General features: G+C 70.8%; 25 protein-coding genes. 16 read left to right on the forward strand and 9 right to left on the reverse strand.

Going from position 1 to position 24,289, the window contains the following annotated elements; translation table 11 throughout:
- Positions 1-161 precede the first annotated feature (161 nt).
- The 5 genes from G7Z13_RS12440 to G7Z13_RS12460 all read left to right on the forward strand — a co-directional run bounded on the left by G7Z13_RS12440 (position 162) and on the right by G7Z13_RS12460 (position 3,741).
- Positions 162-1,574 (forward strand): condensation domain-containing protein, encoded by a 1,413-nt coding sequence (locus tag G7Z13_RS12440; protein ID WP_165998724.1) that lies wholly within the window; start codon positions 162-164, stop codon positions 1,572-1,574.
- Positions 1,575-1,834: 260 nt separating this feature from the next.
- Positions 1,835-2,077 carry a hypothetical protein gene (locus tag G7Z13_RS12445; protein WP_165998726.1) on the forward strand — a complete coding sequence of 81 codons (243 nt, stop codon included), beginning with the start codon at positions 1,835-1,837 and terminating at the stop codon, positions 2,075-2,077.
- 173 nt (positions 2,078-2,250) lie between these two features.
- Positions 2,251-2,568, forward strand: a complete 318-nt coding sequence (locus G7Z13_RS12450; RefSeq protein ID WP_165998727.1) for a hypothetical protein — start codon at positions 2,251-2,253, stop codon at positions 2,566-2,568.
- Positions 2,569-2,754: 186 nt separating this feature from the next.
- On the forward strand, positions 2,755-3,171 hold the full coding sequence (locus G7Z13_RS33340; RefSeq protein WP_206313059.1) for a hypothetical protein: 417 nt from the start codon (positions 2,755-2,757) through the stop codon (positions 3,169-3,171).
- A 225-nt stretch (positions 3,172-3,396) separates the two neighbouring features.
- Positions 3,397-3,741, forward strand: a complete 345-nt coding sequence (locus tag G7Z13_RS12460; protein ID WP_165998729.1) for a hypothetical protein — start codon at positions 3,397-3,399, stop codon at positions 3,739-3,741.
- A 274-nt stretch (positions 3,742-4,015) separates the two neighbouring features.
- On the opposite strand, the gene G7Z13_RS12465 is transcribed toward G7Z13_RS12460, so the two are convergent.
- The 3 genes from G7Z13_RS12465 to G7Z13_RS12475 form a co-directional block, all read right to left on the reverse strand.
- On the reverse strand, positions 4,016-4,288 hold the full coding sequence (locus tag G7Z13_RS12465; RefSeq protein WP_165998731.1) for a hypothetical protein: 273 nt from the start codon (positions 4,286-4,288) through the stop codon (positions 4,016-4,018).
- A gap of 160 nt (positions 4,289-4,448) precedes the next feature.
- On the reverse strand, positions 4,449-4,724 hold the full coding sequence (locus G7Z13_RS12470; protein WP_165998732.1) for a hypothetical protein: 276 nt from the start codon (positions 4,722-4,724) through the stop codon (positions 4,449-4,451).
- A gap of 214 nt (positions 4,725-4,938) precedes the next feature.
- Complete coding sequence (locus G7Z13_RS12475) at positions 4,939-5,439, reverse strand: hypothetical protein (protein ID WP_165998734.1); 501 nt, start codon at positions 5,437-5,439, stop codon at positions 4,939-4,941.
- Positions 5,440-5,848: 409 nt separating this feature from the next.
- Here G7Z13_RS12475 and G7Z13_RS12480 point away from each other — a divergent pair, with 409 nt between their 5' ends.
- Positions 5,849-6,430, forward strand: a complete 582-nt coding sequence (locus G7Z13_RS12480) for a hypothetical protein (RefSeq protein ID WP_165998736.1) — start codon at positions 5,849-5,851, stop codon at positions 6,428-6,430.
- A 70-nt stretch (positions 6,431-6,500) separates the two neighbouring features.
- Positions 6,501-6,776 (forward strand): hypothetical protein, encoded by a 276-nt coding sequence (locus G7Z13_RS12485; protein ID WP_165998738.1) that lies wholly within the window; start codon positions 6,501-6,503, stop codon positions 6,774-6,776.
- 250 nt (positions 6,777-7,026) lie between these two features.
- Here the strand turns inward: G7Z13_RS12485 and G7Z13_RS12490 are convergent, their stop codons facing one another.
- Positions 7,027-7,752, reverse strand: a complete 726-nt coding sequence (locus G7Z13_RS12490; protein WP_206313060.1) for a chaplin — start codon at positions 7,750-7,752, stop codon at positions 7,027-7,029.
- A 230-nt stretch (positions 7,753-7,982) separates the two neighbouring features.
- Between G7Z13_RS12490 and G7Z13_RS12495 the strand changes: the two genes are divergently transcribed.
- Positions 7,983-8,222, forward strand: a complete 240-nt coding sequence (locus G7Z13_RS12495) for a heavy-metal-associated domain-containing protein (protein WP_165998741.1) — start codon at positions 7,983-7,985, stop codon at positions 8,220-8,222.
- An 88-nt stretch (positions 8,223-8,310) separates the two neighbouring features.
- Positions 8,311-10,620 (forward strand): heavy metal translocating P-type ATPase, encoded by a 2,310-nt coding sequence (locus G7Z13_RS12500; RefSeq protein ID WP_165998743.1) that lies wholly within the window; start codon positions 8,311-8,313, stop codon positions 10,618-10,620.
- A 590-nt stretch (positions 10,621-11,210) separates the two neighbouring features.
- On the opposite strand, the gene G7Z13_RS12505 is transcribed toward G7Z13_RS12500, so the two are convergent.
- From G7Z13_RS12505 to G7Z13_RS12520, 4 genes are all read right to left on the reverse strand, one after another.
- Entirely contained in the window at positions 11,211-12,500 is a 1,290-nt protein-coding gene (locus G7Z13_RS12505) for a citrate synthase (protein ID WP_165998744.1), read from the reverse strand.
- A gap of 244 nt (positions 12,501-12,744) precedes the next feature.
- Positions 12,745-15,018 carry an ATP-dependent RecD-like DNA helicase gene (locus G7Z13_RS12510; RefSeq protein ID WP_165998746.1) on the reverse strand — a complete coding sequence of 758 codons (2,274 nt, stop codon included), beginning with the start codon at positions 15,016-15,018 and terminating at the stop codon, positions 12,745-12,747.
- A gap of 39 nt (positions 15,019-15,057) precedes the next feature.
- On the reverse strand, positions 15,058-15,255 hold the full coding sequence (locus G7Z13_RS12515; protein ID WP_165998748.1) for a DUF397 domain-containing protein: 198 nt from the start codon (positions 15,253-15,255) through the stop codon (positions 15,058-15,060).
- Between the two features lie 4 nt (positions 15,256-15,259).
- Positions 15,260-16,111, reverse strand: coding sequence for a helix-turn-helix transcriptional regulator (locus tag G7Z13_RS12520; RefSeq protein ID WP_165998750.1), 852 nt, complete (start codon positions 16,109-16,111; stop codon positions 15,260-15,262).
- 227 nt (positions 16,112-16,338) lie between these two features.
- Between G7Z13_RS12520 and G7Z13_RS12525 the strand changes: the two genes are divergently transcribed.
- Entirely contained in the window at positions 16,339-16,749 is a 411-nt protein-coding gene (locus G7Z13_RS12525) for an ATP-binding protein (protein ID WP_165998751.1), read from the forward strand.
- Positions 16,749-17,657 (forward strand): hypothetical protein, encoded by a 909-nt coding sequence (locus tag G7Z13_RS12530; RefSeq protein WP_165998753.1) that lies wholly within the window; start codon positions 16,749-16,751, stop codon positions 17,655-17,657. The genes G7Z13_RS12525 and G7Z13_RS12530 overlap by 1 nt, the downstream gene beginning before the upstream one ends.
- Positions 17,658-17,712: 55 nt before the next feature.
- Here G7Z13_RS12530 and G7Z13_RS12535 read toward each other — a convergent pair whose 3' ends face one another.
- On the reverse strand, positions 17,713-18,081 hold the full coding sequence (locus G7Z13_RS12535; protein ID WP_165998756.1) for a hypothetical protein: 369 nt from the start codon (positions 18,079-18,081) through the stop codon (positions 17,713-17,715).
- 260 nt (positions 18,082-18,341) lie between these two features.
- On the opposite strand from G7Z13_RS12535, the gene G7Z13_RS12540 reads away from it, so the two are divergent.
- The 5 genes from G7Z13_RS12540 to rbsD all read left to right on the forward strand — a co-directional run bounded on the left by G7Z13_RS12540 (position 18,342) and on the right by rbsD (position 24,226).
- On the forward strand, positions 18,342-19,385 hold the full coding sequence (locus G7Z13_RS12540) for a LacI family DNA-binding transcriptional regulator (RefSeq protein WP_165998758.1): 1,044 nt from the start codon (positions 18,342-18,344) through the stop codon (positions 19,383-19,385).
- Positions 19,382-20,932: a sugar ABC transporter ATP-binding protein gene (locus G7Z13_RS12545; RefSeq protein WP_165998760.1), complete on the forward strand. Its 1,551-nt coding sequence runs from the start codon at positions 19,382-19,384 to the stop codon at positions 20,930-20,932. Before G7Z13_RS12540 ends, G7Z13_RS12545 begins: the two co-directional genes overlap by 4 nt.
- Positions 20,922-22,874, forward strand: a complete 1,953-nt coding sequence (locus G7Z13_RS12550) for a substrate-binding domain-containing protein (RefSeq protein WP_165998762.1) — start codon at positions 20,922-20,924, stop codon at positions 22,872-22,874. Before G7Z13_RS12545 ends, G7Z13_RS12550 begins: the two co-directional genes overlap by 11 nt.
- A 63-nt stretch (positions 22,875-22,937) precedes the next feature.
- Positions 22,938-23,840 (forward strand): ribokinase, encoded by a 903-nt coding sequence (locus tag G7Z13_RS12555; RefSeq protein ID WP_165998764.1) that lies wholly within the window; start codon positions 22,938-22,940, stop codon positions 23,838-23,840.
- Positions 23,837-24,226: a D-ribose pyranase gene (gene rbsD, locus G7Z13_RS12560; protein WP_165998765.1), complete on the forward strand. Its 390-nt coding sequence runs from the start codon at positions 23,837-23,839 to the stop codon at positions 24,224-24,226. Before G7Z13_RS12555 ends, rbsD begins: the two co-directional genes overlap by 4 nt.
- Positions 24,227-24,289: the final 63 nt, after the last annotated feature.

Below are 24,289 nucleotides of genomic sequence, written 5' to 3' on the forward strand. Positions count from 1 at the left end.
ACACCCGACGGCGGACACGGCGTCCGGTCACCGCCGGTGGTGGATCGCTTCGTCGTTCGAGGCATCACACATCACGCTGAAAAACCGGCGACACAGCGCCCACCGACCGCGCGCGGCCCACCCTTGATCAAGCTGGTGTCTTCTGCGAAGGAGACGCCACTGTGCGAATTTCTGACATTCAGCGCTGCGAGGTCCGGCCCGGACGGCTCGTCGAGTGGACGTTCAGCCCGGCGACCATCGCGGCGGCGGCAGTGCTGCCACCCGACCCGCGGCCGCCCGCGTACATCCAAGAGTCGCACGTGAGAACGGCCCGATCGGTACGTGACGACGGGCTGTTCGTCCCGACCTGGCTGGGCACGGCGTTCGACCTGCCGGGCCGCGCCGACCTCGGCGCGCTGGAACGGGCCCTGCGCGAGTGGACCTTGCGCCACGAGACGCTGCGCAGCGGCTTCCGGTGGGTCGGCGACGACATGCACCGGTTCACGCTCGCGGAGAAGGACGTGTCCCTGCAGCGCGAGGAGGTCGGCGACTTCACCGACGCGGACACGCTGATCCGGTACCTGCAGGACCGGTTCGACGTCGCGGCGGACGCGCTCGACTGGCCGAACCTCATCTACGCGGCGGTCCTGCGGGACGAATCCACCAGTGTGTACATGGCCTTCGACCACACCAACGTCGATGCCTACTCCCTGCAGCGCATCCCGCAGGAGATCCACGACCTCTACCTGGCGGGCGTCACGGGCCGGCCCGTCGCCGGCCCGCCCGTGGGGAGTTACGTCGACTTCTGCCACCAGGAGCGGGCGGACGCCGACGGGATCGACGACACGCACACCATCGTGGCGCGCTGGCGTGAGTTCATCCGCCGGTGCGACGGGCGGCTTCCGCAGTTCCCCGTCGACCTCGGTCTGCAACCCGGTGGTGTGCTGCCCACCCAGAAGCTGATGTGCGAGCCGCTGCTCGACGCGGACGCGGCCGCCGCGTTCGAGGAGCACTGCCGGCCCTACGGCGGCAGCCTCGTGGGCATCCTCGCCGCGACCAGCCTGATCGTGCACGAACTCGGCGGGCAGCCCTACTACCGCACGGTCGTCCCGTTCCACACCCGGCTGAAGTCCGCCTGGTCGGATTCCGTGGGCTGGTACGTGGGCGGCGCACCGATCGAGGTGCCCGCGACGCGGGACTTCGGCAGCGCGCTCACCGCCGTCCGCTCGGAACTGCGGGCCAACCGGTCACTGGCCCGCATCCCGCTGGCGCGCGTCCTGCGCCTGCTCGGTTCGGACTTCCGTCCGACATCACCCGACATGCACTCGATCGTCTCGTACGTCGACGCCCGCCTCATTCCGGGCGCGGCCCGCTGGGCCGAGAAGAAGGCGTACGGGCTGATCCGGGTGTCGTACGGCGATCAGGTGTGCGTCTGGGTCAACCGGCTCCACGAAGGCTTGTGGCTCGCCTGCCGCTACCCGGACACCGACGTCGCCTACCGGAACGTACGGCTGTACGTCGAGGGACTGCGGGACCTGATCGCCTCCGCACCGGCCCGCGACCGTCTCCGGACCTCGGAGCCGACCTTCTCCTGAGACAACTGTTCGCCGGCTCCCCCGTGTTGGTGGCGGCGTCACCCCGCACCCGACACCGCCGCCCGACACGCGACGGCACGCGCCGCACCGCAACTGCGGCGTTTGGAACGCCATTTCGCGACTGATCGACACATCCGACACCTCTTGCCACTCTCACGACACAGATGTCCGACATGAAGCAACCCGCCCCTTACTGATAGTGTTCGTGCAGTAACGCTAGGCAACAGACTCGTCTTGACGAGCGAAGAACCGAGGGTTCCATGCGCAAGCTTCAGCAGGTCGTGATCGCAGCAGTGGCCGCCGGCGGACTGTCGGCCATCGGCGCCGGCACCGCCACCGCCGGCACCTCCGACGAGGGGCCGCAGGTAGCCAACCTCTTCCGCCCGTACCAGGAGTGCAGCCCGCAGACGGTGGTCGAGAACAACATCCCGATCGGAGTGCTCGGCCTCGCCGGCACCCTGGACACCACCTGCGACCAGTACAACGACGCCTTCAACGGCTGAGTTCCACAGCGCCATTCGCGCGCGACGCCCGGAACGGGGCCCTTCGAGCCACGGCTTGAAGGGCCCCGTTCGGCCGACCGGCCGCCCGGGCGTCCGAAACGGGCCCGGCACGGCGACGTCCGGGCGCGCGGTGCCCGGAGGGTCCGGGCACCCTACAGAGGGAAGCGCATCACATGTTCAGCACGAGAAAGGCCGCGGCCCTCTCGGGCCTCGTCGGTGGCCTGGTCCTGGCCTGCACCGGCATCACCCAGGCACACGCCGGGAATCCGGGCACCTGCACACGAGACGCACAGGGCAACATCACCTGCGTCCAGCGGATCACGGGCGTCATTCCCGAGGGCGGCACCATCCCCCACCAGGAGACCTGCCGGCCGGTGGAGCCCGTGACACTGCCCGTCACCCCGGGCGGCGGCACGATGCGAGTCGGCCCCAGGGTGACCTGCTCCCCGGAGACTGGGCGCGTACTCGGAACGGTCGACGACAGGCCGTAGCCCCAGACCCACCCCTCCGGACGCCACGACCGGAGTCGTCCGCTCTCCGCCGCCGCGCGCCCGTACGACATAGGAGGGGCCGTTGCGACATGGGGGTGTAGATACCGGAGTTACTACCCCACGTATGTATAGGCTCACGTTCAGTAGTCGACCCAGGTGGTCAACCTGGATGAGAAAGGGTCAAATATGCGTACGTTTCAGCGCGCGGCAGTCGTAGCGGCGACGGTCATGGGGCTGTCCGGCCTCGGTGCCGGTGTCGGTTTCGCCTACGAAGGGCACGACGCGGCTCCGGCGGTCGTCGCCGTGGCCAACTCGTCGGCGAACGCCGTCGCCGTCGGCGGCGGTTTCTACGCTCAGCCGCAGGCCCACCACCCCGAGCTCCAGCCGGTCGCCCAGCCGCAGGCCCAGCCGGTCGCCCAGCCCATCGCCCAGCCGCAGGCCCAGCCGGTCGCCCAGCCGCAGGCCCAGCCGGTCATCCTGCCCGCGGCCGAGCCGCAGGCTCAGCCCGAAGGCCAGCCGGTCGCCCAGCCGGAAGGCCAGCCGGTCGCCCAGCCGCAGGCCCAGCCGGAGGGGCCGCAGTACGCCGGATACCAGGGCGAGTAACGACTTACCGACGGTCCGTCCCTCGGCGCCCAGGGCGCGTCGAGTGACGCCGGCGGTGAGGACAGCCCGGACGTGCGGCGATCAGACAGCACACGTCCGGGCTGCCGCCATCCCGCCTCCGCACGCAGCCAGGCGCAGGATGCACTGTTTCGACCTTCTCGGGCCCGGGCGCACGCCGATCGTCGGCACAGGCGCCCGGGCCTCCGTCGTAAAGGAAAGCAGCACATGTTGACTCTGCAGAAGATCGTCACCGTCTCGGGACTCGTAGGAAGTCTCGCCATGGTGTGCGCCGGTGCCGGACACGCGTACGCGGTCGGAGACCCGGCCGAATGCCGGATCACGGCACAGGGGGGCACCGTCTGCGTCCGTGAGAGCGAGACCCTCGTCGAGAAGGACGGCACGTACACCATCAAGCAGGAGCAGAGCTGCACGGTGGTCGACCGGCCGCACGTGGTGCTCCCGGAGGAGCGGCCGACGGACGGCGGCTCGGTCAGCGTCGGGGAGAACGTCGAGTGCTCCAACAGGGTGGAACTGCCCGAGGGATTCAAGAAGCCGAGCGTCAAGCGCTGAGAAAACGTCCGGCACATGCCGGGCCGGGACAGATCCCGGCCCGGCATCGCTGTTTCCTCCGCGGTGGTCCGTCGCGGGAAAACGGAAATTCCCGGCGCCCGGCGCATGTGCCGGACACCGGGAAAGGCAGTCGCCTCACGCGAAGTCACTGAGGATCACCACCCGTGCGGTCATGAGGACCGCACGGGTGGTGCACGCGGATGGCCCCGGCACCTACCCGATACCCGGTGCCGGGACCATGCGTTGTTTCAGCGCCTGTGCGCCGAACAGGCTCTTAGAAGGCGCTGTTGTTGCAGCCCATGGTCGAGCCGAGCTCGGTCAGCTGGGCACCCGGGTTGCCCTCGCCGTTCAGCAGGTTGCCACCCAGGCCGTTGAGGATGCCGACGTTGCCGAGGACGTCGACGTTGGCGTCGTGCGACTTACACACGCTGCTCTGCTTGATCTGGAACTCGTCGCCGCCCGTGCCGGCGTGGGCAGCGCCCGCGCCCAGGAGCCCGACGCTGCCGAGTGCCGCGACGAGGACGGCGGCCGTGCGAAGCTTGCGCATGTCATCTCCAGTGAGGTGAGGTGGACGCGATGCGTCCGGAATCGCGGTTCATGCGGTCATGAGGACCGCACGGGTGGTTCATGCGGATGGCCCCGGCACCTACCCGATACCCGGTGCCGGGACCATGCGTTGTTTCAGCGCCTGTGCGCCGAACAGGCTCTTAGAAGGCGCTGTTGTTGCAGCCCATGGTCGAGCCGAGCTCGGTGGACTGGGCGCCCGGGTTGCCCTCGCCGTTCAGCGCGTTGCCCAGCAGGCCGTTGAGGATGCCGACGTTGCCGAGGATGTCCAGGTTCAGGTCGTGCGACTTGCACTCGGTGCTCTGCGTGATGCTGAACTTGTCGCCGTCCTTGCCGTCGTTCGCGTGGGCCGTGCCGCCCACCATCCCGATGGTGCCGAGCGCGGCCACCAGAACAGCAACGTTGCGAAGCTTGCGCATGTCTTCTCCGATGGAGTGAGTCCGTGCGATCTGAAGCAGATCGACTTCTTACAGTTACGAGAGACTAGTACAAAGGCTTGCAAAACGGACAAGGACGCGCCGTGTTCGCGACTCGGAAGCAGAAGCACCCGAACGCCGTAACACATGCGCACGGACTCGTCGGTGCGATACCGAGGGCCCGTGTCCGGTGCCGGTGCTGCGGCCGTGCGGAGGACTACTGGCGCATGGCCGTCGCGCCGGCGAGGGAGTTGGCCTGGCTGTTGGCCTGGGTGCAGTCGACGCCTCGCGTCTCGGCCGCGGCAAGCAGGGCGACCGGGACGTTCGCGTCGAGCAAGGTCTGCGGGCTGCACTCCTGGTACGGCCGGAACAGGTTGTTCTGGTACACCGGGCCGCCCTGCTGCGACTGCGGGGCCTGCGGCGTGAGCTGCGGGCTGACCTGCGGATTCAGCTGCGGGTTGATCTGGGGGGCGACCTGGGTGCCGCGCTGCGGGGCAGGCTGCTGCGGGGCCGCCTGCCGGGGGGTCAGCGAGCCGTAGGTCTGCGCGGTCGCCTGCGAGGAGGAGGCCGAGGCGGCCTGGGCGTCCGGCTGCGAAACGGGAGACGGCGCGCCCCCGTTGTGCGCGACGGGGGTGGCGGCGGAGCTGGGGCCGGCACCGACGGCGGACAGACCGCCGGCTGCTGCGACGACGAGCGCGACTTGCTGAAGCTTGCGCATGGGATCCTCGGCCCTTCTTGACCTGTGGACGGAACTGGTGGAATGCGGCGACGGAGTAACGCCGCTCGACTCCGTGGGGAACGAGACGGGCGCGGGCTCAGATACGGCCGCCACACGGGGGGTCACCCGATTGCCGCAGGGGCGTGAGAGGAACGGGGCGCCGCGCCGGACGGCAAATGGGTGACGGCTTCTCAGGACCGTTACCACGGCGAGAAATTTCTCGTTCCAACGGGGAAAGGGCAGCGGCCTTCGATCCGAACAGGTCCGAGGGATTCGCTGCCGCCTCCGACGCGAGTCCGCGTGCAATGCGGCGATTACCGCTGCCGACCGTGCAGTTCGACTACCGCACCGGCCGCACGCGTCACCGCACTGAATGCAGTGTTTCAGGTATCGAAGGGCCGAGGGTTCCATGCGCAAGCTTCACAAGGCCGCGCTCTTTGTAGCGGCGGCCGGCGGTCTGTCCGTCATCGGCGTCGGCGTCAGCCATGCCGACGCTCCGGCCGGATCCGGCAGTCCGGCTCCGGCGCCGGCTCCCGAGTACCCGGCTCCCCAGGCCGCACCCGTGGCGCCCGCTCCTCAGCCGGCCCAGCCGCAGCAGCAGACGGGCTACGCCGCCGCCACGGCCACGTCGCAGGGAACGGCGCAGGCTTCCACCACGCCGTATCCCCAGCAGGCGGCTCCCGCGCAGCCCGTGCAGGCGGCTCCCGCGCAGCCCGTGCAGGCGGCCCCCGCGCAACCGGCGCAGGTGGTGCCGCAGGTCATGCCTCAGGTCATGCCGCAGGTCGCCCCGCAGGTGGCCGTGCCCCAGGCGTTCGGCCCGGAGCCTCCGATGTCCGTCGCCCCGCAGGTGAACCCCCAGGTGAACCCGCAGATCAACCCGCTGGTCAACCCGCATGTCACCCCGGGGAGCGTGCCGGAGCTGGCTCCGGTCGGCCTCGGGCAGGTCGCCGCGCCTCCGGTCGGCCAGCTGGGACTCCCCCGACTCGGCTGACGGCCTCCCCGCACGTCTGCCATACCGAATCGATCTCGTGCAGATCGACCGCTCAACCAACGGAGAAACCATGCGCACGTTTCACAAGGCAGTCCTCATGGGCGCCCTCCTCGGCAGTGTCGGCTCCCTCGGCACCGGCACCGCCTTCGCACACGGTGAGCCGGGCCACGACTTCGACATCACGCAGGGCATCGAGTGCCGTTCGCACGACATGAACATCGAGGTGATCGGCAGCCTCGGTGTCCTCACCGGCCTGGCGGGCAACCTGCTCAACGGTGAGGGCAACCCGGGTGCGCAACAGAGCGAGCTCGGTTCCGAGATGGGTTGCAGCAACCGGGCCTTCTGACCGCCCGCCTCGCCGCCCTCGGCACAGGGCACGCACAGATCATCCCGATCCGTGCGTGCCCTTCGTGCGGTCGGGCTGAAGGCCGGGCGCGTGCCGCTTCGTGGACGTGACGCCGAAGGAGGGCCTCGGCCCTCGAGCGGGCGCAGGACACAACGCATCGGGCCCCGGGAGACAGGGAGTGTCTCCCGGGGCCCGTGACGCGTCCGGACCGGTCATGCCGGACCGGTGTGTGCTGCGGCTCCGATCCCGGTCAGCGGGTGCGGGTCGGGTTGAAGCGACGGTACAGGATCCCGCCCGTGACGATGAGCGCGAGACTGCCCGCGAGAGCGGGGGCCGTGAGGTCCGCTCCGGTGTGGGCGAGCGAGGGCGCCATCGCGTGCGGGGTGTAGGAGGTGTGCGGGGCGTGCGGCTCGACGTGGGACCGGTCGGGGGTGGCCGGGGGCTTGGGAGCCCGGGGCTTCGGGACCGCGGTGTGCGAGATCGCATGGTCGCCGGAGCCGTTGACCGACTCGTTGCCGACGGCCGGGTTGCCTACGCCGACCACGTTGACGCTGTTCCCGGAGACGTTCACCGGCACGTCGATCGGGAGCTGGAGGTTGTTGCCCGACAGCACGCCGGGGGAACCCTCGGTGACTCCGTGCGCCGAGGCCCCACCGGACGTGGCCGACCCGCCGCCGGTCTTGGCCGCGTCGCTCTTCTCCTTGCCGTCGGCCTTCGCGGCACCGCCGTTCACACAGGTGTTGCCCGCGGCCGGGTTGAGCAGCCCCACGACGTTGACGGTGTTGCCGCAGACGTTCACCGGCACGTGCACCGGCACCTGGAGGGAGTTGCCGGAGAGCACCCCGGGCGAGCCGGCCGCCGTACCGTCGGCGGCGGCCCCGTCGGCCGCGAAGGCGGCGGACACCGGGAACGCCACGGCCATCGCGCCGGAGGCGGCGGCGACGGCGATCACACCGTTTCGGGTAGTCCGTCTCATGGGTTTCCTGCCTTCCTGACTTCTCGCGGGCACTCACCCGCACCCATAAAACGGAGGTGGGCCATCCGGAGTTATGGCATGCCGGCCGCCAGTTGCTCCAGTTTGGGCTCGTTTGCCCGGCGCGGAGCGGTGCCGGAGTTGAACTGATACCCCCTAGGGGTATAGCGTGGAATGCGTGGGGTGCCCCCGAGCCCCCACCGGCCCCATACGCCTCGACGAGGAGTAACGACATGAGCGCCCAGACCGACACCCAGGGTTCCGTCACCACCGTCTACCAGGTGACCGGCATGAGCTGCGGACACTGCGAGGGCTCGGTCTCCGCCGAACTCGGCCGGCTGCCCGGCGTGACGTCGGTGCAGGCCGTCGCCGCCAAGGGCGAGGTCACCGTCGTCTCCGAAGCCCCGCTGGACGAGGAGGCCGTGCGCGCCGCCGTCGACGAGGCCGGCTACGAGCTGGTCGGCCGCGCCTGAGCCGCAACGAAGCCACGACCGCCGACACCGGGCCGTACACCACCGACAATGGGGGCGTACGGTCCGGTCCGTCGTCTGGAGCCCGGACATGACCACCACTGACACACCCGCCGGCACCCCCACGGACACACCCGTGGACGCGCCCGCGACCTCGCAGGTCGAGCTGCTGATCGGCGGCATGACCTGCGCGGCCTGCGCCGCCCGCGTCGAGAAGAAGCTCAACCGGATGGACGGGGTCACCGCCACGGTGAACTTCGCCACCGAGAAGGCCAAGGTCACCTACCCCGCCGGGACCGAGGTCGCCGACCTGATCGCCACCGTCGAGAGGACCGGCTACACCGCGGAGGAACCCCCACCACCCGCCCCGGCCCCCGCCACCGAGGACCTACGGCCCGAGGACCCGGACGCGGCGGACCCGCACCTCGCCGCCCTGCGGCAACGACTCGTCGTCTCCGCCGTCCTCGCCGTCCCCGTCGTGCTGCTCGCGATGGTCCCCGCCCTGCAGTTCGACAACTGGCAGTGGCTCTCCCTCACGCTCGCCGCGCCCGTCGTCGTCTGGGGCGGGCTGCCCTTCCACCAAGCCGCCTGGACCAACGCGCGGCACGCCGCCTCCACCATGGACACCCTGGTGTCGGTCGGCACGCTGGCCGCGTTCGGCTGGTCCGTGTGGGCGCTGTTCTTCGGCGACGCGGGCATGCCCGGCATGCGGCACGGCTTCGACCTCACCGTCAGCCGCGCCGACGGCACCTCCGCCATCTACCTGGAGGTCGCCGCCGGCGTCACCGCGTTCCTGCTGCTCGGCCGCTATCTGGAGGCCCGCGCCAAGCGCCGCGCGGGTGCCGCGCTGCGCGCCCTGATGGAGCTGGGCGCCAAGGACGTGGCCGTGCTGCGCGCGGGGCGCGAGGTGCGGATCCCGGTCGGGCAGCTGGCGGTGGGCGACCGGTTCGTCGTACGGCCCGGGGAGAAGATCGCCACCGACGGCACCGTGGTCGAGGGCAGTTCCGCGGTGGACGTCTCCATGCTGACCGGCGAGTCCGTGCCGGTGGACGTCACCGTCGGGGACGCCGTCACGGGCGCCACCGTGAACGCCGCCGGCCGCCTGGTCGTGGAGGCCACCCGGATCGGCGCCGACACCCGGCTCGCCCGGATGGCCAGGCTGGTCGAGGACGCGCAGAACGGCAAGGCGCGGGTGCAGCGGCTCGCCGACCGGGTCGCCGCGGTCTTCGTGCCCGTGGTGCTGCTGATCGCGGCCGTCACCTTCGGCGGCTGGCTGGGCGCCACCGGCGACACCGTGGCCGCGTTCACCGCCGCCGTCGCCGTGCTGATCATCGCCTGCCCGTGCGCGCTGGGCCTGGCCACGCCGACCGCGCTGCTCGTCGGCACCGGGCGCGGCGCCCAGCTCGGCATCCTCATCAAGGGACCCGAGGTCCTGGAGTCCACCCGCCGCGTCGACACCGTCGTCCTCGACAAGACCGGCACCGTCACCACCGGCCGGATGACCCTCCAGGAGGTGTACGCCGCCGAGGGCGCCGACGAGAAGCAGGTGCTGCGGCTCGCGGGCGCCCTGGAGCACGCCTCCGAGCACCCCGTCGCCCGCGCGGTGGCCGCGGGTGCCGCGGAGCGGGCCGGGGAGCTGCCGGAGGCCGAGCGGTTCGAGAACGTGCCCGGCATGGGCGTACGCGGGCGCGTGGAGGGTCACGAGGTGGCCGTGGGCCGCCTCTTCGACACCCTGCCCCCGGAGCTGGCCGCGGCCCGCGAGCGGGCCGAGCGCGCGGGCCGTACGGCCGTCGTGGTGGGCTGGGACGGGGCCGCGCGCGGGGTGCTCGCGGTCGCGGACGCCGTGAAGGAGACCAGCGCGGAGGCGGTGCGCGAACTGCGCGCCCTCGGGCTCACGCCGGTGCTGCTGACCGGCGACAACCGGACGGTCGCCGAGGCGGTGGCCGCCGAGGTCGGCATCGACGAGGTGATCGCCGAGGTGCTGCCCGAGGACAAGGTGGCGGTCGTCGAGCGGCTCCAGGCCGAGGGCCGTACGGTCGCGATGGTCGGCGACGGCGTCAACGACGCGGCCGCGCTCGCCCGGGCCGACCTCGGGCTCGCCCTGGGCACCGGGACCGACGCGGCGATCGAGGCCGGCGACCTGACGCTCGTGCGCGGCGACCTGCGGGTCGCGGCGGACGCCATCCGCCTCTCCCGCCGCACCCTCGCCACCATCAAGGGCAATCTCGTCTGGGCGTTCGGCTACAACGTGGCCGCGCTGCCGCTGGCCGCGGCGGGGCTGCTGAACCCGATGATCGCGGGGGCGGCGATGGCGTTCTCCTCGGTCTTCGTGGTCACGAACAGCTTGCGGTTGCGGACGTTCCGCGAGACCCCCCTTCAATCCGGCGCAAGCCTCACATAAGCTCTTCACAAGGCTCGCGCATCATCCTTACGCTTGAGCCCCGTTCGTCGTATCGGGCCTCTTGTGCATCTTTTGGGACATATGCAAGAGACGCAGATCACAGTGATGTGAACGTAACCATCGAAGGGGTTCGACGGTCTAAGTTGGCGATGTCAGAAGGCGTCTTGGGGGCGTCGACTGGCATCCGGGGATGTCTTGGGGGACCTCTCCGGAGATGCGTTGCCGGGGCACGTACACCGGGAAGCTTTGAGCGGCCCTCCCAGCGTGCGCTGTCCCGGCAGACCGCAGTCAGCACATCACAGGTGAACACGCAACACCCGAGTGCGGTGAGTTTTGCTCATTGTGCTCACAGCGATTCAGGCGCTGGTCTCTCAGACGCCCGGCCGGATCCCGTGGGGGGAATCCGCACCGGGACATGGGAAGGCGCCCTGGTCGCCGGCCCGTGGGGGGACCGGTGCACCGGGGCGCCTTCCGCTTTTCCCCGCCGTCCCGCCGCCCCGCCCGCGCCCGTACGCCTGTCCGCGCGCACAGGAAGGCCCCGCACCCTGCGGGGTACGGGGCCTGGAGACCGCTGGGCTCAGCGGCGGCGGCTAGCGCTCCTCGACCGGGACGAAGTCGCGCTGGACGACGCCCGTGTAGATCTGGCGCGGGCGGCCGATGCGGGAGCCGGGCTCCTTGATCATCTCGTGCCACTGGGCGATCCAGCCCGGCAGGCGGCCGAGGGCGAAGAGGACCGTGAACATCTCGGTCGGGAAGCCCATGGCCCGGTAGATCAGGCCGGTGTAGAAGTCGACGTTCGGGTAGAGCTTGCGCTCGGTGAAGTAGTCGTCGGAAAGCGCGTGCTCCTCCAGCTTCAGCGCGATGTCCAGCAGCTCGTCGGTCTTGCCGAGCGCGGACAGCACATCGTGCGCGGCGGCCTTGATGATCTTGGCGCGCGGGTCGAAGTTCTTGTAGACCCGGTGGCCGAAGCCCATCAGGCGGACGCCGTCCTCCTTGTTCTTCACCTTGCGGATGAAGGAGTCGACGTCGCCGCCCGCGTCGCGGATGCCCTCCAGCATCTCCAGCACCGACTGGTTGGCACCGCCGTGCAGCGGGCCCCACAGCGCGTTGATGCCGGCGGAGATCGACGCGAACATGTTCGCCTGCGAGGAGCCGACGAGGCGGACCGTGGAGGTCGAACAGTTCTGCTCGTGGTCGGCGTGCAGGATCAGCAGCTTGTCCAGCGCCGAGACCACGATCGGGTCCAGCTCGTACTCCTGCGCCGGGACCGAGAAGGTCATGCGCAGGAAGTTCTCCACGTAGCCCAGGTCGTTGCGCGGGTAGACGAACGGGTGGCCGACCGACTTCTTGTACGCGTACGCCGCGATCGTCGGCAGCTTGGCGAGCAGCCGGATCGTGGAGAGGTTGCGCTGCTGCTCGTCGAACGGGTTGTGGCTGTCCTGGTAGAAGGTGGACAGCGCGGAGACCACCGAGGACAGCATCGCCATCGGGTGGGCGTCCCGCGGGAAGCCGCGGTAGAAGTTCTTGACGTCCTCGTGCAGCAGGGTGTGCCGGGTGATGTCGTCCTTGAACGCGGCGAGCTGGTCGACGGTCGGCAGTTCACCGTTGATCAGCAGGTAGGCCACCTCCAGGAAGGTGGAGCGCTCGGCCAGCTGCTCGATCGGGTAGCCGCGGTACCGGAGGATGCCCTGCTCGCCGTCGAGGTAGGTGATGGCGGATTTATAGGCGGCGGTGTTGCCGTAACCGCTGTCCAGGGTCACGAGCCCGGTCTGGGCGCGGAGCTTGCCGATGTCGAAGCCCTTGTCCCCGACGGTGCTGTCGATCACCGGGTAGGTGTACTCGTTACCGTCGTACCGCAGTACTACAGAGTTGTCGCTCACGTCTTCCCTCACCGACGTAGTGCCTCATCTTCGAGGTGCCCTGACTGTCTCTACCATCCCCCATTTGGCTCAGGAGAGTGCACTCGGGGTCGACCATTGGGCTTATCGGCGGCACTCAGTGCCGCCAACTTGCTCATCCTGCCCCCTTGATTCCCCTTCCGGAAGGGCTGTGTGACGTTTACGACTCGTTTGATCGATCATTTTTCCGTCGCGCTCACGGACACCGTCCCGGTGCGCCCCGGCCTCACGCCGCCGGCCGGCCCCCGGAGAGGCGGAAGTCCAGCGCCGTGCAGCGCCGTCCGGCCGACACCGTGCGCACCGCCTGCCCGATCGCCTTGCGCGAGCCGACCAGGACGACGAGCCGCTTGGCGCGGGTGACCGCCGTGTAGAGGAGATTGCGCTGGAGCATCATCCAGGCGCCGGTGGTGACCGGGATCACCACGGCCGGGTACTCACTGCCCTGCGAGCGGTGGATGGTCACCGCGTAGGCGTGCGCCAGCTCGTCCAGCTCGTCGAAGTCGTACGGCACCTCCTCGTCCTCGTCCGTCAGCACCGTCAGGCGCTGGTCGACCGGGTCGAGCGCGGTGACCACGCCCACGGTGCCGTTGAAGACACCGTTCTTCCCTTTCTCGTAGTTGTTGCGGATCTGTGTGACCTTGTCGCCGACCCGGAAAACGCGTCCGCCGAACCTCTTCTCCGGCAGATCGGGCCGACCGGGCGTGATGGCCTGCTGGAGGAGCCCGTTGAGGGTGCCCGCGCCGGCCGGTCCCCGGTGCATCGGGGCGAGCACCTGCACGTCCCGGCGCGGGTCGAGCCCGAACCTGGCCGGGATACGGCGGGCCGCGACGTCGACGGCGAGCCGTCCGGCGGCCTCGGTGTCGTCCTCGACGAAGAGGAAGAAGTCCTTCAGGCCGTCGGTGAGGGGGTGCTGTCCGGCGTTGATGCGGTGGGCGTTGGTGACGACGCCGGACTGCTGGGCCTGCCGGAAGACGCGGGTGAGCCGTACGGCGGGCAGCGGGCTGCCGTCGGCGAGCAGATCGCGCAGCACCTCGCCCGCGCCGACGCTCGGGAGCTGGTCGACGTCCCCGACGAACAGCAGGTGGGCACCGGGGGGAACGGCTTTGACCAGCTTGTTGGCGAGGAGGAGGTCCAGCATGGACGCCTCGTCCACGACGACGAGGTCGGCGTCGAGGGGGCGGTCCTTGTCGTACGCCGCGTCCCCGCCGGGCTTCAGCTCCAGCAGCCGGTGGACGGTGGAGGCCTCCGCGCCGGTCAGCTCGGCGAGCCGTTTCGCCGCGCGGCCGGTCGGCGCGGCGAGCAGCACCTTGGCCCGCTTGGCGCGGGCCAGCTCCACGATGGACCGCACGGTGAACGACTTGCCGCAGCCGGGCCCGCCGGTCAGCACGGCGACCTTCTCGGTCAGCGCCAGCTTGACGGCGGCCTCCTGCTCGGGCGCGAGGTCGGCGCCCGTACGGGTCCTCAGCCAGCCGAGGGCCTTGGCCCAGTCGACGTCCCGGAAGCCGGGCATCCGGTCCTGCTCGGTGCGCAGGAGGCGCTGCAGCTGGGCGGCGAGGGCGACTTCGGCGCGGTGGAAGGGGACGAGGTAGACGGCGGTGACGGGCTCGTCGCCGTCGCCCTCCGGGCCGGGCACCTTCTCCCGTACGACCCCCGGATCGCCCCCGTCCTCCGGCGGCCGCGCCAGCTCGGCGAGGCACTCGATGACGAGCCCGGTGTCCACCTGGAGCAGCTTGACCGCGTCCGCGATCAGCCGCTCCTCCGGGAGGTAGCAGTGCCCCTGGTCGGCGGACTGCGACAACGCGTACTGCAAGCCCGCCTTGACCCGCTCCGGGCTGTCGTGCGGGATGCCGACGGACCGGGCGATCTTGTCGGCGGTGAGGAAGCCGATGCCCCAGACGTCGGCGGCGAGGCGGTACGGCTGGTTCTTCACGACCGCGATGGACGCGTCGCCGTACTTCTTGTAGATCCGCACGGCGATGGAGGTGGAGACCTCCACGGTCTGGAGGAACAGCATCACCTCCTTGATCGCCTTCTGCTCCTCCCAGGCGTCGGCGATCTTCTTCGTCCGCTTGGGCCCGAGCCCGGGGACCTCGATGAGCCGCTTCGGCTCCTCCTCGATGATCCTCAGGGTGTCGGTCCCGAAGTGCTGCGTGATGCGGTCCGCGAAGACCGGGCCGATGCCCTTGACCAGCCCGGAGCCCAGATACCGGCGGATGCCCTGGACCGTGGCCGGCAGGACGGTGGTGTAGTTCTCCACGTGGAACTGCTTGCCGTACTGGGGGTGTGACCCCCAGCGCCCCTCCATCCGCAGGGACTCCCCCACCTGCGCACCGAGCAGCGCGCCGACGACCGTCAGCAGGTCTCCGCCGCCTCTGCCCGTGTCGACGCGGGCGACCGTGTAGCCGTTCTCCTCATTGGCGTACGTGATCCGCTCCAGCACACCTTCGAGAACGGCGAGTCGCCGCTCTCCCTGCGGGGCAGCAGCCGTCTGGTTGGACATGATCCGACGGTACCCGGGGGGTGTGACAGCGGGTGGCCGTCAGCGGTGGGGGTGCTGCTCCTTGAGCGCCGCGAGGAAGGGGGCGAACGCGGTGGTGGGGAAGGTGAGGTGGGCTGCCGCCGGGGTTTTGGAGTCGCGAATAGCTATGTGGGTGGGGGTGGTGGCGATCTCCACGCAAGCGTTGCCCTCGCCGCCGCCGGAGTAGGAGGACTTCCGCCAGTTACCGGGGGTGGTCATCGACTCACAGCTCCTTCGCCAACCTGTGGATGAAGTCACGCGACCGTCCCGGGTCAAGTGACACTTCCTCCAGCCTACGGAAGAGCGTTCGAAAGCGGTCGAGTTGGGCCTGGGCATCGATGAACGATGTGCCATGCGGGCCGTCGCGCACCACAGTGTCCAACTGGGGCACGGGGCCACCCGCGTACACCATGGCGCTGCCGGCTCCACCGAAGTTGTCGAGGTCGAAGGGGATGACGCGCACGGTGACATGGGAGGCTTCCGAAATCTCCAGAACACGAGCGAGCTGGGACCGCGCTGCGGAGCGGTCGCCAACCCGGATGCGCAGCGCCGCCTCGTGAATCACGGCATTGTACGGGATCGGTGCCGAGCGCTCGATGATGACCTTGCGCTTCATCCGGTGCTCCACCCTGCGCTCTACCTCCTCCTCGGGGAACTCAGGGTTCACGTACGAGAAGAGCGCCCGGGCATAGCTCTCGTTCTGCAGAAGGCCGGGAACGTGCAGGAAGTCCGCGTCCCACCGGTAAGAGGCGTGGTGTTCCAGCTCGGCGAGGTCGAGGAATGACGTGGGAAGGTGACCCCGGTACTCCTCCCACCAACCGTGGGTTCCGTCCGTGGCCATCGCCACCAGCGCCTCGATCAACTCCGTGTCCGTGCAGGAGTAGTGAGCCGCCAGTCGCCGGACACGCTCCTCGCTGACACCCGCCGTCCCGAACTCGATCTGACTCACCTGAGCCGAGTCCGTCCCGAGCAGCGCTGCCGCTTCACGCCCCTTGAGTCCGGCAGCCTCACGTAGTTTGCGCAGCTCGGCGCCTAAGCGCTCCTGCCGAGCGGTGGGCTGGCGCCTGCGCGGCATGACTTCCTCCTAGCTCCCAACTACGTGGGGGCAGTGCCTCGTTCGAGCGGCAGGTTACGACAACGACTTGCACCGTCCCAAATTATGGCCCTACCGTCAGTGACGCGACGCACACAGTGCGAAACGCCGGGGCACCGGAAGCGCACCGCTCCGTCCTGCCGTGACGGCTGCGGCAACGACACCACGAGCCCTTACATGACTCCCCACCGAACCAACGGAGTTGACGCATGCCCGGAAACGAAGCCTGGGAGTACTCCCTCTACATCCCCAACGACCTCCGCGCCGTCACCATCAGCCGCCGCACCCTGCGCCTGATCCTCACCATGCACGGCCTGATCAGCCTCGTCGACGTCGCCGAACTGCTGGCCGCCGAGCTGGTCTCCAACGCCGTACGGCACACCAAGGGGCCGGCCGCGCTGCGGGTGCGGTGGTCGCCGCCCCGCACGCTGCGGATCGGGGCGTGGGACGCGGACCCCGAGCCACCCGAACCGCCCGTCACCTTCGAGCGGGCGACCGAGTTGGAGGAAGGGCGAGGGCTCGCGCTGGTGCGGGCCTGCTCGGACCTGTGGGGGTGGCAGCCGTTGTCCAGATTCGGCAACCGGGGAAAGTACGTGTGGTGCGAGCTGGAGGCCGCGTAGTGGTGGGATCGTCGCATGAGGCGCTGCACCGGATCTTCCAAAAGGACCCGGCCTTGCTGACGCGGGCGTTACAGCGGGTGCTGCACGTCCCCTTTCCCGAGCCTCGGGAGATCGCCGCGCTGAACGTGGACCTGACGGAGATCGAACCGGTCGAACGCCGGGTCGACACGCTGCTGCGGGCGGAGACGGACGAGGGCACGTACCTGCTCGTGGTCGAGTCACAGGGGAAGGCGGACGAGCGCAAACGGGGCAGCTGGCCCTACTACCTGTCCTACCTGTACGAGAAGTACCGGTGTGAGCCGGTGCTCATCGTCATCACCCAGAGCAGTGCCACGGCGAAGTGGGCTTCGCAGCCCATCCGGTTCGGCTTTCCAGGCTGGAACTCGCTGACCGTACGGCCGCTCGTGCTGGGCCCGGACAACGTGCCGGTGATCGCGGACGAGCGGCAGGCCGAGCGGGACGTACCCCTTGCGGTGCTCTCGGCCATGACACACGGGCGTGGCCCGCAGGCCCCCGCCATACTGGAATCGCTGGCTTCCGCCCTGCGGACCATCGACTCCGACAGTGCCGCGGTCTTCGTGCAGTTCGTCGACTCGTGCCTGGCCGACCCCCAGGCGAAGCAGATGTGGAGGGACCTGATGACGGCGATCCAGTACTTCTGGCGCCACCCGCTGGCCGAGCAGGTGCGCGAGGAAGGACGTGAAGAGGGCCGGGAAGAGGGCCGGGAAGAGGGCCGTATCGAGGACCGGCGCCAGATGGTGCTGCGCATCCTCGAGTGGCGCGGCATCCCGGTGCCCCACGCCGTCCGGGAACGGGTCGCCGCCTGCACGGACCTCGACCAGTTGCAGGTCTGGGCCCAGCGAGCCGTACACGCCGCGGACGCGGCGGAGCTGTTCACAGCGGAGTAACCGGGTGACCGTGGGCACTCAGCGGCCCACGGTCACCTTCGCAGTCGTCCGGGGCTCAGGCTCCGGCCCGGGACAGCACGTGGTCGATGACCCTCTCGAACTCCTCCGTCGGGGAGAACTCGACCAGTTCCGTGTCCTCCTCGATCAGCGGGACGTGGCCCGGTGACCAGTAGTACGCCTGGCCCGCCTCGTAAGTGCGCTCGCCCTCGGCCGTGCGCATACGGATGCGGCCCTTGAGGACGTAGCCCCAGTGCGGGCACTGGCAGGCGTCGTCGGGCAGGCCCTTGAGGGCGGGGCCCATGTCCGTGCCCCGGGGGAGGGTGAGGTAGCCGACGGACAGGCCGCCGCCGATCGGCTTCAGGCGCAGTTCGAGGCCGTCGCCTTCGAGGGCGACGGGGACCTCGTCACGGGTCGCTGACGTCATGGCTCCTCCGTCTCCGGTCCCCGCTTCGCCGAAGCTGCAGCTCAAGGGCCTCGCGACGTCGTTCTTCCGTTCTGGTTCCAGCGTGGTCCCGGGCGTCCGCCTGCGCGACCTCGCGCGTGCTCATCTGAGCGGCGTTCATCACGATGTGGTCTCGGCCCCCCGCAGAGGGGTTGAACAGGAGGCGTGGAATCGATTTCACTCCTCCGTGCAGGTCGATGTAATCGATTCCATGAGCTTTCACGAGGAGGTGGGAGCAGGCGATGGCGAGCATCAAGGACGTCGCCGCCGAGGCCGGTGTCTCCGCCGCCACGGTCTCGCGGGTGCTGAACGAGCACCCGTCCGTGAGCGCCGAGACCCGCGCGCGCGTGCTGGCCGCCGTCGAGGCCCTGGGGTACCGGCCGAACGCCGTCGCCCGGTCCTTGCGGACGGACCAGACCCGCACCCTGGGCCTGGTCATCAGCGACGTGCTGAATCCTTACTTCACCGAGCTGGCCCGCTCCGTCGAGGAGGAGGCCCGCGCGCTCGGCTACAGCGTCATCATCGGCAACGCCGACGAGCGGCCCGACCTCCAGGACCATCACGTGCGGACGCTGCTCGACCGGCGTATCGACGGGCTTCTCGTGTCCCCCACCGACGGCGGGTCGCCGTTGATGCTGGACGCCGCGCGGGCCGGGACGCCCATGGTGTTCGTCGACCGGTGGATTCCCGGTGTGGACGTGCCCGTGGTGCGCGCGGACGGGCGGGGTGCCGTGCGGGATCTCGTCGCGCATCTGTACGGGCTCGGGCACCGGCGGCTCGCCATCATCGCGGGGCCCGCGGCGACCACCACCGGCAGCGAGCGCGTGGCCGCCTTCCGGGAGGCCCTGGCGGAGTACGGGCTGCCACTGCCCGCCGCGTACACCGGCCAGGGCGACTTCCAGGCCGAGAGCGGGCGGCGGGTCACCGAGGGGTTCCTCGACCTGCCCGAGCCGCCCGAGGTCGTCTTCGCCGCCGACAACCTCATGGCGCTCGGCGCCCTGGACGCCGTCCGGGCGCGCGGGCTGCGGGTGCCCGAGGACATCGGGCTCGCCGCGTTCGACGACATCCCGTGGTTCGTGCACACCGATCCGCCGGTCACCGCGATCGCCCAGCCCACGGGCGAGCTGGGCCGGGCCGCCGTACGGGCCCTGGTGGACCGGATCGAGGGGCGTGCCCCGCGGTCCGTGACGCTGCCCGCCCGGCTCGTCGTGCGCCGCTCGTGCGGCGAGACGCCCGGGACCCCCGAGGCATCCGAGGCATCCGAGAACGACAGGAGCACGCCGTGAGCGACCCGGACGAACTGCTGCGCATCGAGGGCATCCGCAAGACCTTCCCGGGCGTGGTCGCGCTGGACGGCGTCGACTTCGCGCTGCGCCGGGGCGAGGTGCACGTGCTGCTCGGCGAGAACGGCGCCGGCAAGAGCACCCTCATCAAGATGCTCTCCGGCGCCTACCGGCCCGACGCCGGGCGGATCCTGGTCGGCGGCGAGGAGGTGCGCATCAACGGTGCGCAGGACTCCGAGCGGCTCGGGATCGCCACCATCTACCAGGAGTTCAACCTCGTCCCCGATCTGACCGTCGCCGAGAACATCTTCCTCGGGCGTCAGCCCCGGCGCTTCGGGATGATCGACCGCAAGCGGATGGAAGCCGAGGCCGCCGTGCTGCTGGAGCGCGTCGGCGTCGACGTGTCCCCCCGCGCGCGGGTCCGTGAACTCGGCGTCGCCCGGCTCCAGATGGTCGAGATCGCGAAGGCGCTCAGCCTGGACGCCCGCGTGCTGGTCATGGACGAGCCGACCGCCGTGCTGACCAGCGAAGAGGTCGAGAAGCTGTTCGCCATCGTGCGCTCCCTGCGCGCGGACGGCGTCGGCGTCGTCTTCATCACCCACCACCTGGAGGAGATCGCCGCCCTCGGGGACCGGGTGACCGTCATCCGGGACGGACGCAGTGTGGGCGAGGTGCCCGCCTCCACCCCCGAGGACGAGCTGGTCCGGCTCATGGTGGGGCGGTCCATCGAGCAGCAGTACCCGCGGGAGCGTACGCAGCCCGGACCCGCGCTGCTGTCGGTGGAAGGGCTCACCCGCGACGGTGTCTTCCACGACGTCAGCTTCGAGGTGCGGGCCGGTGAGGTCGTCGGCGTCGCGGGGCTGGTGGGCGCCGGTCGCACCGAGGTCGTCCGGGCCGTGTTCGGGGCCGACCCCTACGACGAGGGCGCGGTGAAGGTCGCGGGCACGCGGCTGCGGCGGCACGACGTGAACGCCGCCATGGCGGCCGGCATCGGGCTCGTGCCCGAGGACCGCAAGGGCCAGGGGCTGGTGCTGGACGCCTCCGTCGAGGAGAACCTGGGGCTGGTCACCCTGCGCAAGGCCACCCGCGCGGGGCTCGTCGACCTGAAGGGGCAGCGCTCGGCCGCCGAGCGGATCGCCCGGCAGCTCGGCGTGCGCATGGCGGGCCTCGGGCAGCACGTGCGCACGCTGTCCGGCGGCAACCAGCAGAAGGTCGTCATCGGCAAGTGGCTGCTCGCCGACACCAGGGTGCTGATCCTCGACGAGCCGACCCGCGGGATCGACGTCGGCGCCAAGGTCGAGATCTACCAGCTGATCAACGAGCTGACGGCCGCCGGCGCCGCCGTCCTGATGATCTCCAGTGATCTGCCGGAGGTCCTGGGGATGAGCGACCGCGTCCTGGTCATGGCCCAGGGCCGGATCGCCGGCGAACTCCCCGCCGGACAAGCCACCCAGGACGCCGTCATGGCGCTCGCCGTCGGCACCCCCGCCGGCGCCCCCACCGGCACCCCCGCCACTTCCACGGAAACGGAGGCCTCCCGTGGCCACTGACACGCTCAAGAACACACCGGGCGCGGGCGGCGCCTCCGCCCCGGGCGGCCTGCGCCGCCTCCTGCTCGACAACGGCGCCCTCACCGCGCTGATCGTCCTCGTCGTCGCCCTGTCCGCGCTGTCCGGTGACTTCCTGACGACGGACAACCTGCTGAACATCGGCGTCCAGGCGGCGGTCACCGCGATCCTCGCCTTCGGCGTCACCTTCGTCATCGTCTCGGCGGGCATCGACCTGTCGGTGGGGTCGGTCGCCGCGCTGTCCGCGACGGTCCTCGCCTGGAGCGCGACGAGCGAGGGCGTCCCGGTCGCGCTGGCCGTGGTCCTGGCGGTCGCCACCGGCATCGTCTGCGGCCTGGTCAACGGATTCCTCATCTCGTACGGCAAACTCCCGCCGTTCATCGCCACGCTGGCCATGCTGTCGGTGGCGCGCGGTCTGTCCCTGGTGATCTCGCAGGGCTCCCCGATCGCCTTCCCGGAGTCCGTCTCGCACCTCGGGGACACGCTGGGCGGCTGGCTGCCGGTGCCGGTGCTGGTCATGGTCGTGATGGGGCTGCTGACGGCGTTCGTGCTGGGCCGGACGTACCTCGGGCGTTCGATGTACGCGATCGGCGGCAACGAGGAGGCGGCCCGGCTGTCGGGGCTGCGGGTGAAGCGGCAGAAGCTCGCGATCTACGCCCTGTCCGGGCTGTTCGCGGCGGCGGCCGGCATCGTGCTCGCCTCCCGGCTCTCCTCCGCGCAACCGCAGGCCGCGCAGGGCTACGAGCTGGACGCCATCGCGGCGGTCGTCATCGGCGGCGCCTCGCTGGCGGGCGGCACGGGCAAGGCCTCCGGCACGCTGATCGGCGCGCTGATCCTGGCGGTGCTGCGCAACGGCCTCAACCTGCTGTCGGTGTCGGCGTTCTGGCAGCAGGTCGTGATCGGTGTGGTGATCGCGCTGGCGGTGCTGCTGGACACGGTGCGGCGCAAGGCCGGGGCGACGCCGGTGACCGCGGGGAGCGGCGGCAAGGGCCGGCAGGCGGTGACGTACCTCCTCGCGGCCGTGGTCGCGGCAGCCGTGGTCGGCGCCACCTCCCTCCTGCACGGCGGCTCCCCGGCGGCGCGCACGGAGAAGATCGGCCTGTCCCTGTCGACCCTCAACAACCCCTTCTTCGTGCAGATCCGCGCCGGCGCCGAGGAGCGGGCGCGGAAGCTCGGCGTGGACCTGACGGTCACCGACGCCCAGAACGACGCCTCGCAGCAGGCCAACCAGGTGCAGAACTTCACCAGCGAGGGCGTCGGCTCGATCATCGTCAACCCGGTCGACTCGGACGCGGCGGGCCCCTCGGTACGCGCGGCGAACCAGGCGGACATCCCCGTGGTGGGCGTCGACCGGGGCGTCAACAAGGCGGACACGGCGGCGCTGGTCGCCTCCGACAACGTCGAGGGCGGCAGGCTGGGCGCGCGGGCGCTCGCCGAGAAGCTGGGCGGCAAGGGCACGATCGTCGTCCTCCAGGGCCAGCCGGGCACGTCCGCCAGCCGTGAGCGCGGCGCGGGCTTCGCGGCCGGGCTGAAGGAGTACCCGGGCATCCGGGTCGTCGCCCGGCAGCCGGCCGACTTCGACCGCACCAAGGGTCTGGACGTGATGACGAACCTGCTCCAGGCGCACCCCGGCATCGACGGCGTCTTCGCCGAGAACGACGAGATGGCGCTCGGCGCGATCAAGGCGCTGGGCGCGAAGGCCGGCACGTCGGTGCAGGTGGTCGGCTTCGACGGCACGCCGGACGGGCTCAAGGCGGTCGAGGCGGGCACGCTGTACGCCTCGGTCGCGCAGCAGCCGAGGGAACTGGGCCGGATCGCGGTGGACAACGCGCTGCGGGCGGCCGAGGGCGAGAAGACCGAGCAGATGGTGAAGGTGCCGGTGAAGGTGGTCACGAAGGAGAACGTGGCCGGCTTCGGCGGCTGACACACGGACCGGGCGGGCGGTCGCAGGACCGCCCGCCCCGTTCGGCTATCAGGGAGACGACTGATGTACGACTACGACCTCCTGGTCGTGGGGTCGGCCAACGCCGACCTGGTGATCGGCGTGGAGCGGCGGCCGGGCCCCGGCGAGACGGTGCTCGGCTCCGACCTCGCGGTGCACCCGGGCGGCAAGGGCGCCAACCAGGCCGTCGCGGCGGCCCGGCTGGGTGCCCGTACGGCGCTGCTGGCCCGGGTCGGCGACGACGCGCACGGCCGGCTGCTGCTGGACGCGCAGCGGGCGGCCGGGGTCGACACGGCGGGCGTGCTGGTGGGCGGCGCACCGACCGGTGTCGCGCTGATCACCGTCGACCCGTCCGGCGACAACAGCATCGTGGTGTCGCCCGGCGCCAACGGGAAGCTCTCCCCCGCCGACGTCCGCGCGGCGGGCGGACTGTTCCGCGCCTCCCGCGTGGTGTCCGCCCAGCTGGAGATCCCGCTGGAGACGGTCCTGGAGGTCGTGCGGACGCTGCCGCCGGGCACCCGTTTCGTGCTCAACCCGTCCCCGCCGCGCCCGCTGCCGCAGGAGGTGCTGGCGGCCTGCGACCCGCTGATCGTCAACGAGCACGAGGCGCGGGTGCTGCTCGGCGAGCCGGGCGTGAGCGACGTACCCGAGGACTGGGCGCGGCTGCTGCTCGCCAGGGGCCCCCGTTCGGTCGTGGTCACTCTGGGCGCGCGGGGTGCGCTGGTGGCGTCGGCGGAGGGAGTGGCGCGGGTGCCGTCCGTGAAGGTCGAGGCGGTGGACACCACGGGTGCGGGCGACGCGTTCACGGCGGCGCTGGCCTGGCGGCTGGGGTCCGGGGAACCGCTCGCGGACGCGGCGGCGTACGCGGCCCGGGTCGGCGCGGCGGCCGTCACCCGCGCGGGCGCCCAGGAGTCGTACCCGACGGCGGCGGAGGTCGCGGCGCTGTGAGGAGGGCCGGGATCCTGAACCGGCAGCTGGCCGGTGCCCTGGCCGGACTGGGCCACGGCCACGAGGTGCTGGTCTGCGACGCCGGCATGCCGGTCCCCGACGGCCCCCGGGTGGTGGACCTGGCCTTCCGGGCGGGGGTGCCGTCCTTCGCCGAGGTGCTGGAGGGCCTGCTGGACGAGCTGGTCGTGGAGGGCGCGACGGCGGCGACGGAGGTGCGGGCCGCCAATCCGCCGGCGGCGGAGTTGCTGGCCGGCTGCTTCCCCGAGCTGACGCTGGTCCCGCACGAGCGGCTGAAGGAACTGTCGGCGGGCGCACGGCTGGTCGTACGGACCGGGGAGGCGCGGCCGTACGCGAACGTGCTGTTGCGGTGCGGGGTGTTCTTCTGAGCCGCCGTTCCGCGGATGCCCGGACGCTTCGAGGGGGCCCGGTCGTGAACCGACCGGGCCCCC

The sequence above is a fragment of the Streptomyces sp. JB150 genome (genome assembly GCF_011193355.1).
Lineage (GTDB): Bacteria > Actinomycetota > Actinomycetes > Streptomycetales > Streptomycetaceae > Streptomyces.

What these genes read in the sequence shown, in the direction of transcription:
- G7Z13_RS12520 (WP_165998750.1), bottom strand. Translation starts at nt 16,111, where the DNA reads ATGCCGCGCAGGCGCCAGCCCACCGCTCGGCAGGAGCGCTTAGGCGCC.
- G7Z13_RS12495 (WP_165998741.1), top strand. Translation starts at nt 7,983, where the DNA reads ATGAGCGCCCAGACCGACACCCAGGGTTCCGTCACCACCGTCTACCAG.
- G7Z13_RS12460 (WP_165998729.1), top strand. Translation starts at nt 3,397, where the DNA reads ATGTTGACTCTGCAGAAGATCGTCACCGTCTCGGGACTCGTAGGAAGT.
- G7Z13_RS12470 (WP_165998732.1), bottom strand. Translation starts at nt 4,724, where the DNA reads ATGCGCAAGCTTCGCAACGTTGCTGTTCTGGTGGCCGCGCTCGGCACC.
- G7Z13_RS12535 (WP_165998756.1), bottom strand. Translation starts at nt 18,081, where the DNA reads ATGACGTCAGCGACCCGTGACGAGGTCCCCGTCGCCCTCGAAGGCGAC.
- G7Z13_RS12465 (WP_165998731.1), bottom strand. Translation starts at nt 4,288, where the DNA reads ATGCGCAAGCTTCGCACGGCCGCCGTCCTCGTCGCGGCACTCGGCAGC.
- G7Z13_RS12515 (WP_165998748.1), bottom strand. Translation starts at nt 15,255, where the DNA reads ATGACCACCCCCGGTAACTGGCGGAAGTCCTCCTACTCCGGCGGCGGC.
- G7Z13_RS33340 (WP_206313059.1), top strand. Translation starts at nt 2,755, where the DNA reads ATGCGTACGTTTCAGCGCGCGGCAGTCGTAGCGGCGACGGTCATGGGG.
- G7Z13_RS12555 (WP_165998764.1), top strand. Translation starts at nt 22,938, where the DNA reads ATGTACGACTACGACCTCCTGGTCGTGGGGTCGGCCAACGCCGACCTG.
- G7Z13_RS12450 (WP_165998727.1), top strand. Translation starts at nt 2,251, where the DNA reads ATGTTCAGCACGAGAAAGGCCGCGGCCCTCTCGGGCCTCGTCGGTGGC.
- G7Z13_RS12485 (WP_165998738.1), top strand. Translation starts at nt 6,501, where the DNA reads ATGCGCACGTTTCACAAGGCAGTCCTCATGGGCGCCCTCCTCGGCAGT.
- G7Z13_RS12510 (WP_165998746.1), bottom strand. Translation starts at nt 15,018, where the DNA reads ATGTCCAACCAGACGGCTGCTGCCCCGCAGGGAGAGCGGCGACTCGCC.
- G7Z13_RS12475 (WP_165998734.1), bottom strand. Translation starts at nt 5,439, where the DNA reads ATGCGCAAGCTTCAGCAAGTCGCGCTCGTCGTCGCAGCAGCCGGCGGT.
- G7Z13_RS12445 (WP_165998726.1), top strand. Translation starts at nt 1,835, where the DNA reads ATGCGCAAGCTTCAGCAGGTCGTGATCGCAGCAGTGGCCGCCGGCGGA.
- G7Z13_RS12525 (WP_165998751.1), top strand. Translation starts at nt 16,339, where the DNA reads ATGCCCGGAAACGAAGCCTGGGAGTACTCCCTCTACATCCCCAACGAC.
- G7Z13_RS12540 (WP_165998758.1), top strand. Translation starts at nt 18,342, where the DNA reads ATGGCGAGCATCAAGGACGTCGCCGCCGAGGCCGGTGTCTCCGCCGCC.
- G7Z13_RS12480 (WP_165998736.1), top strand. Translation starts at nt 5,849, where the DNA reads ATGCGCAAGCTTCACAAGGCCGCGCTCTTTGTAGCGGCGGCCGGCGGT.
- G7Z13_RS12500 (WP_165998743.1), top strand. Translation starts at nt 8,311, where the DNA reads ATGACCACCACTGACACACCCGCCGGCACCCCCACGGACACACCCGTG.
- G7Z13_RS12490 (WP_206313060.1), bottom strand. Translation starts at nt 7,752, where the DNA reads ATGAGACGGACTACCCGAAACGGTGTGATCGCCGTCGCCGCCGCCTCC.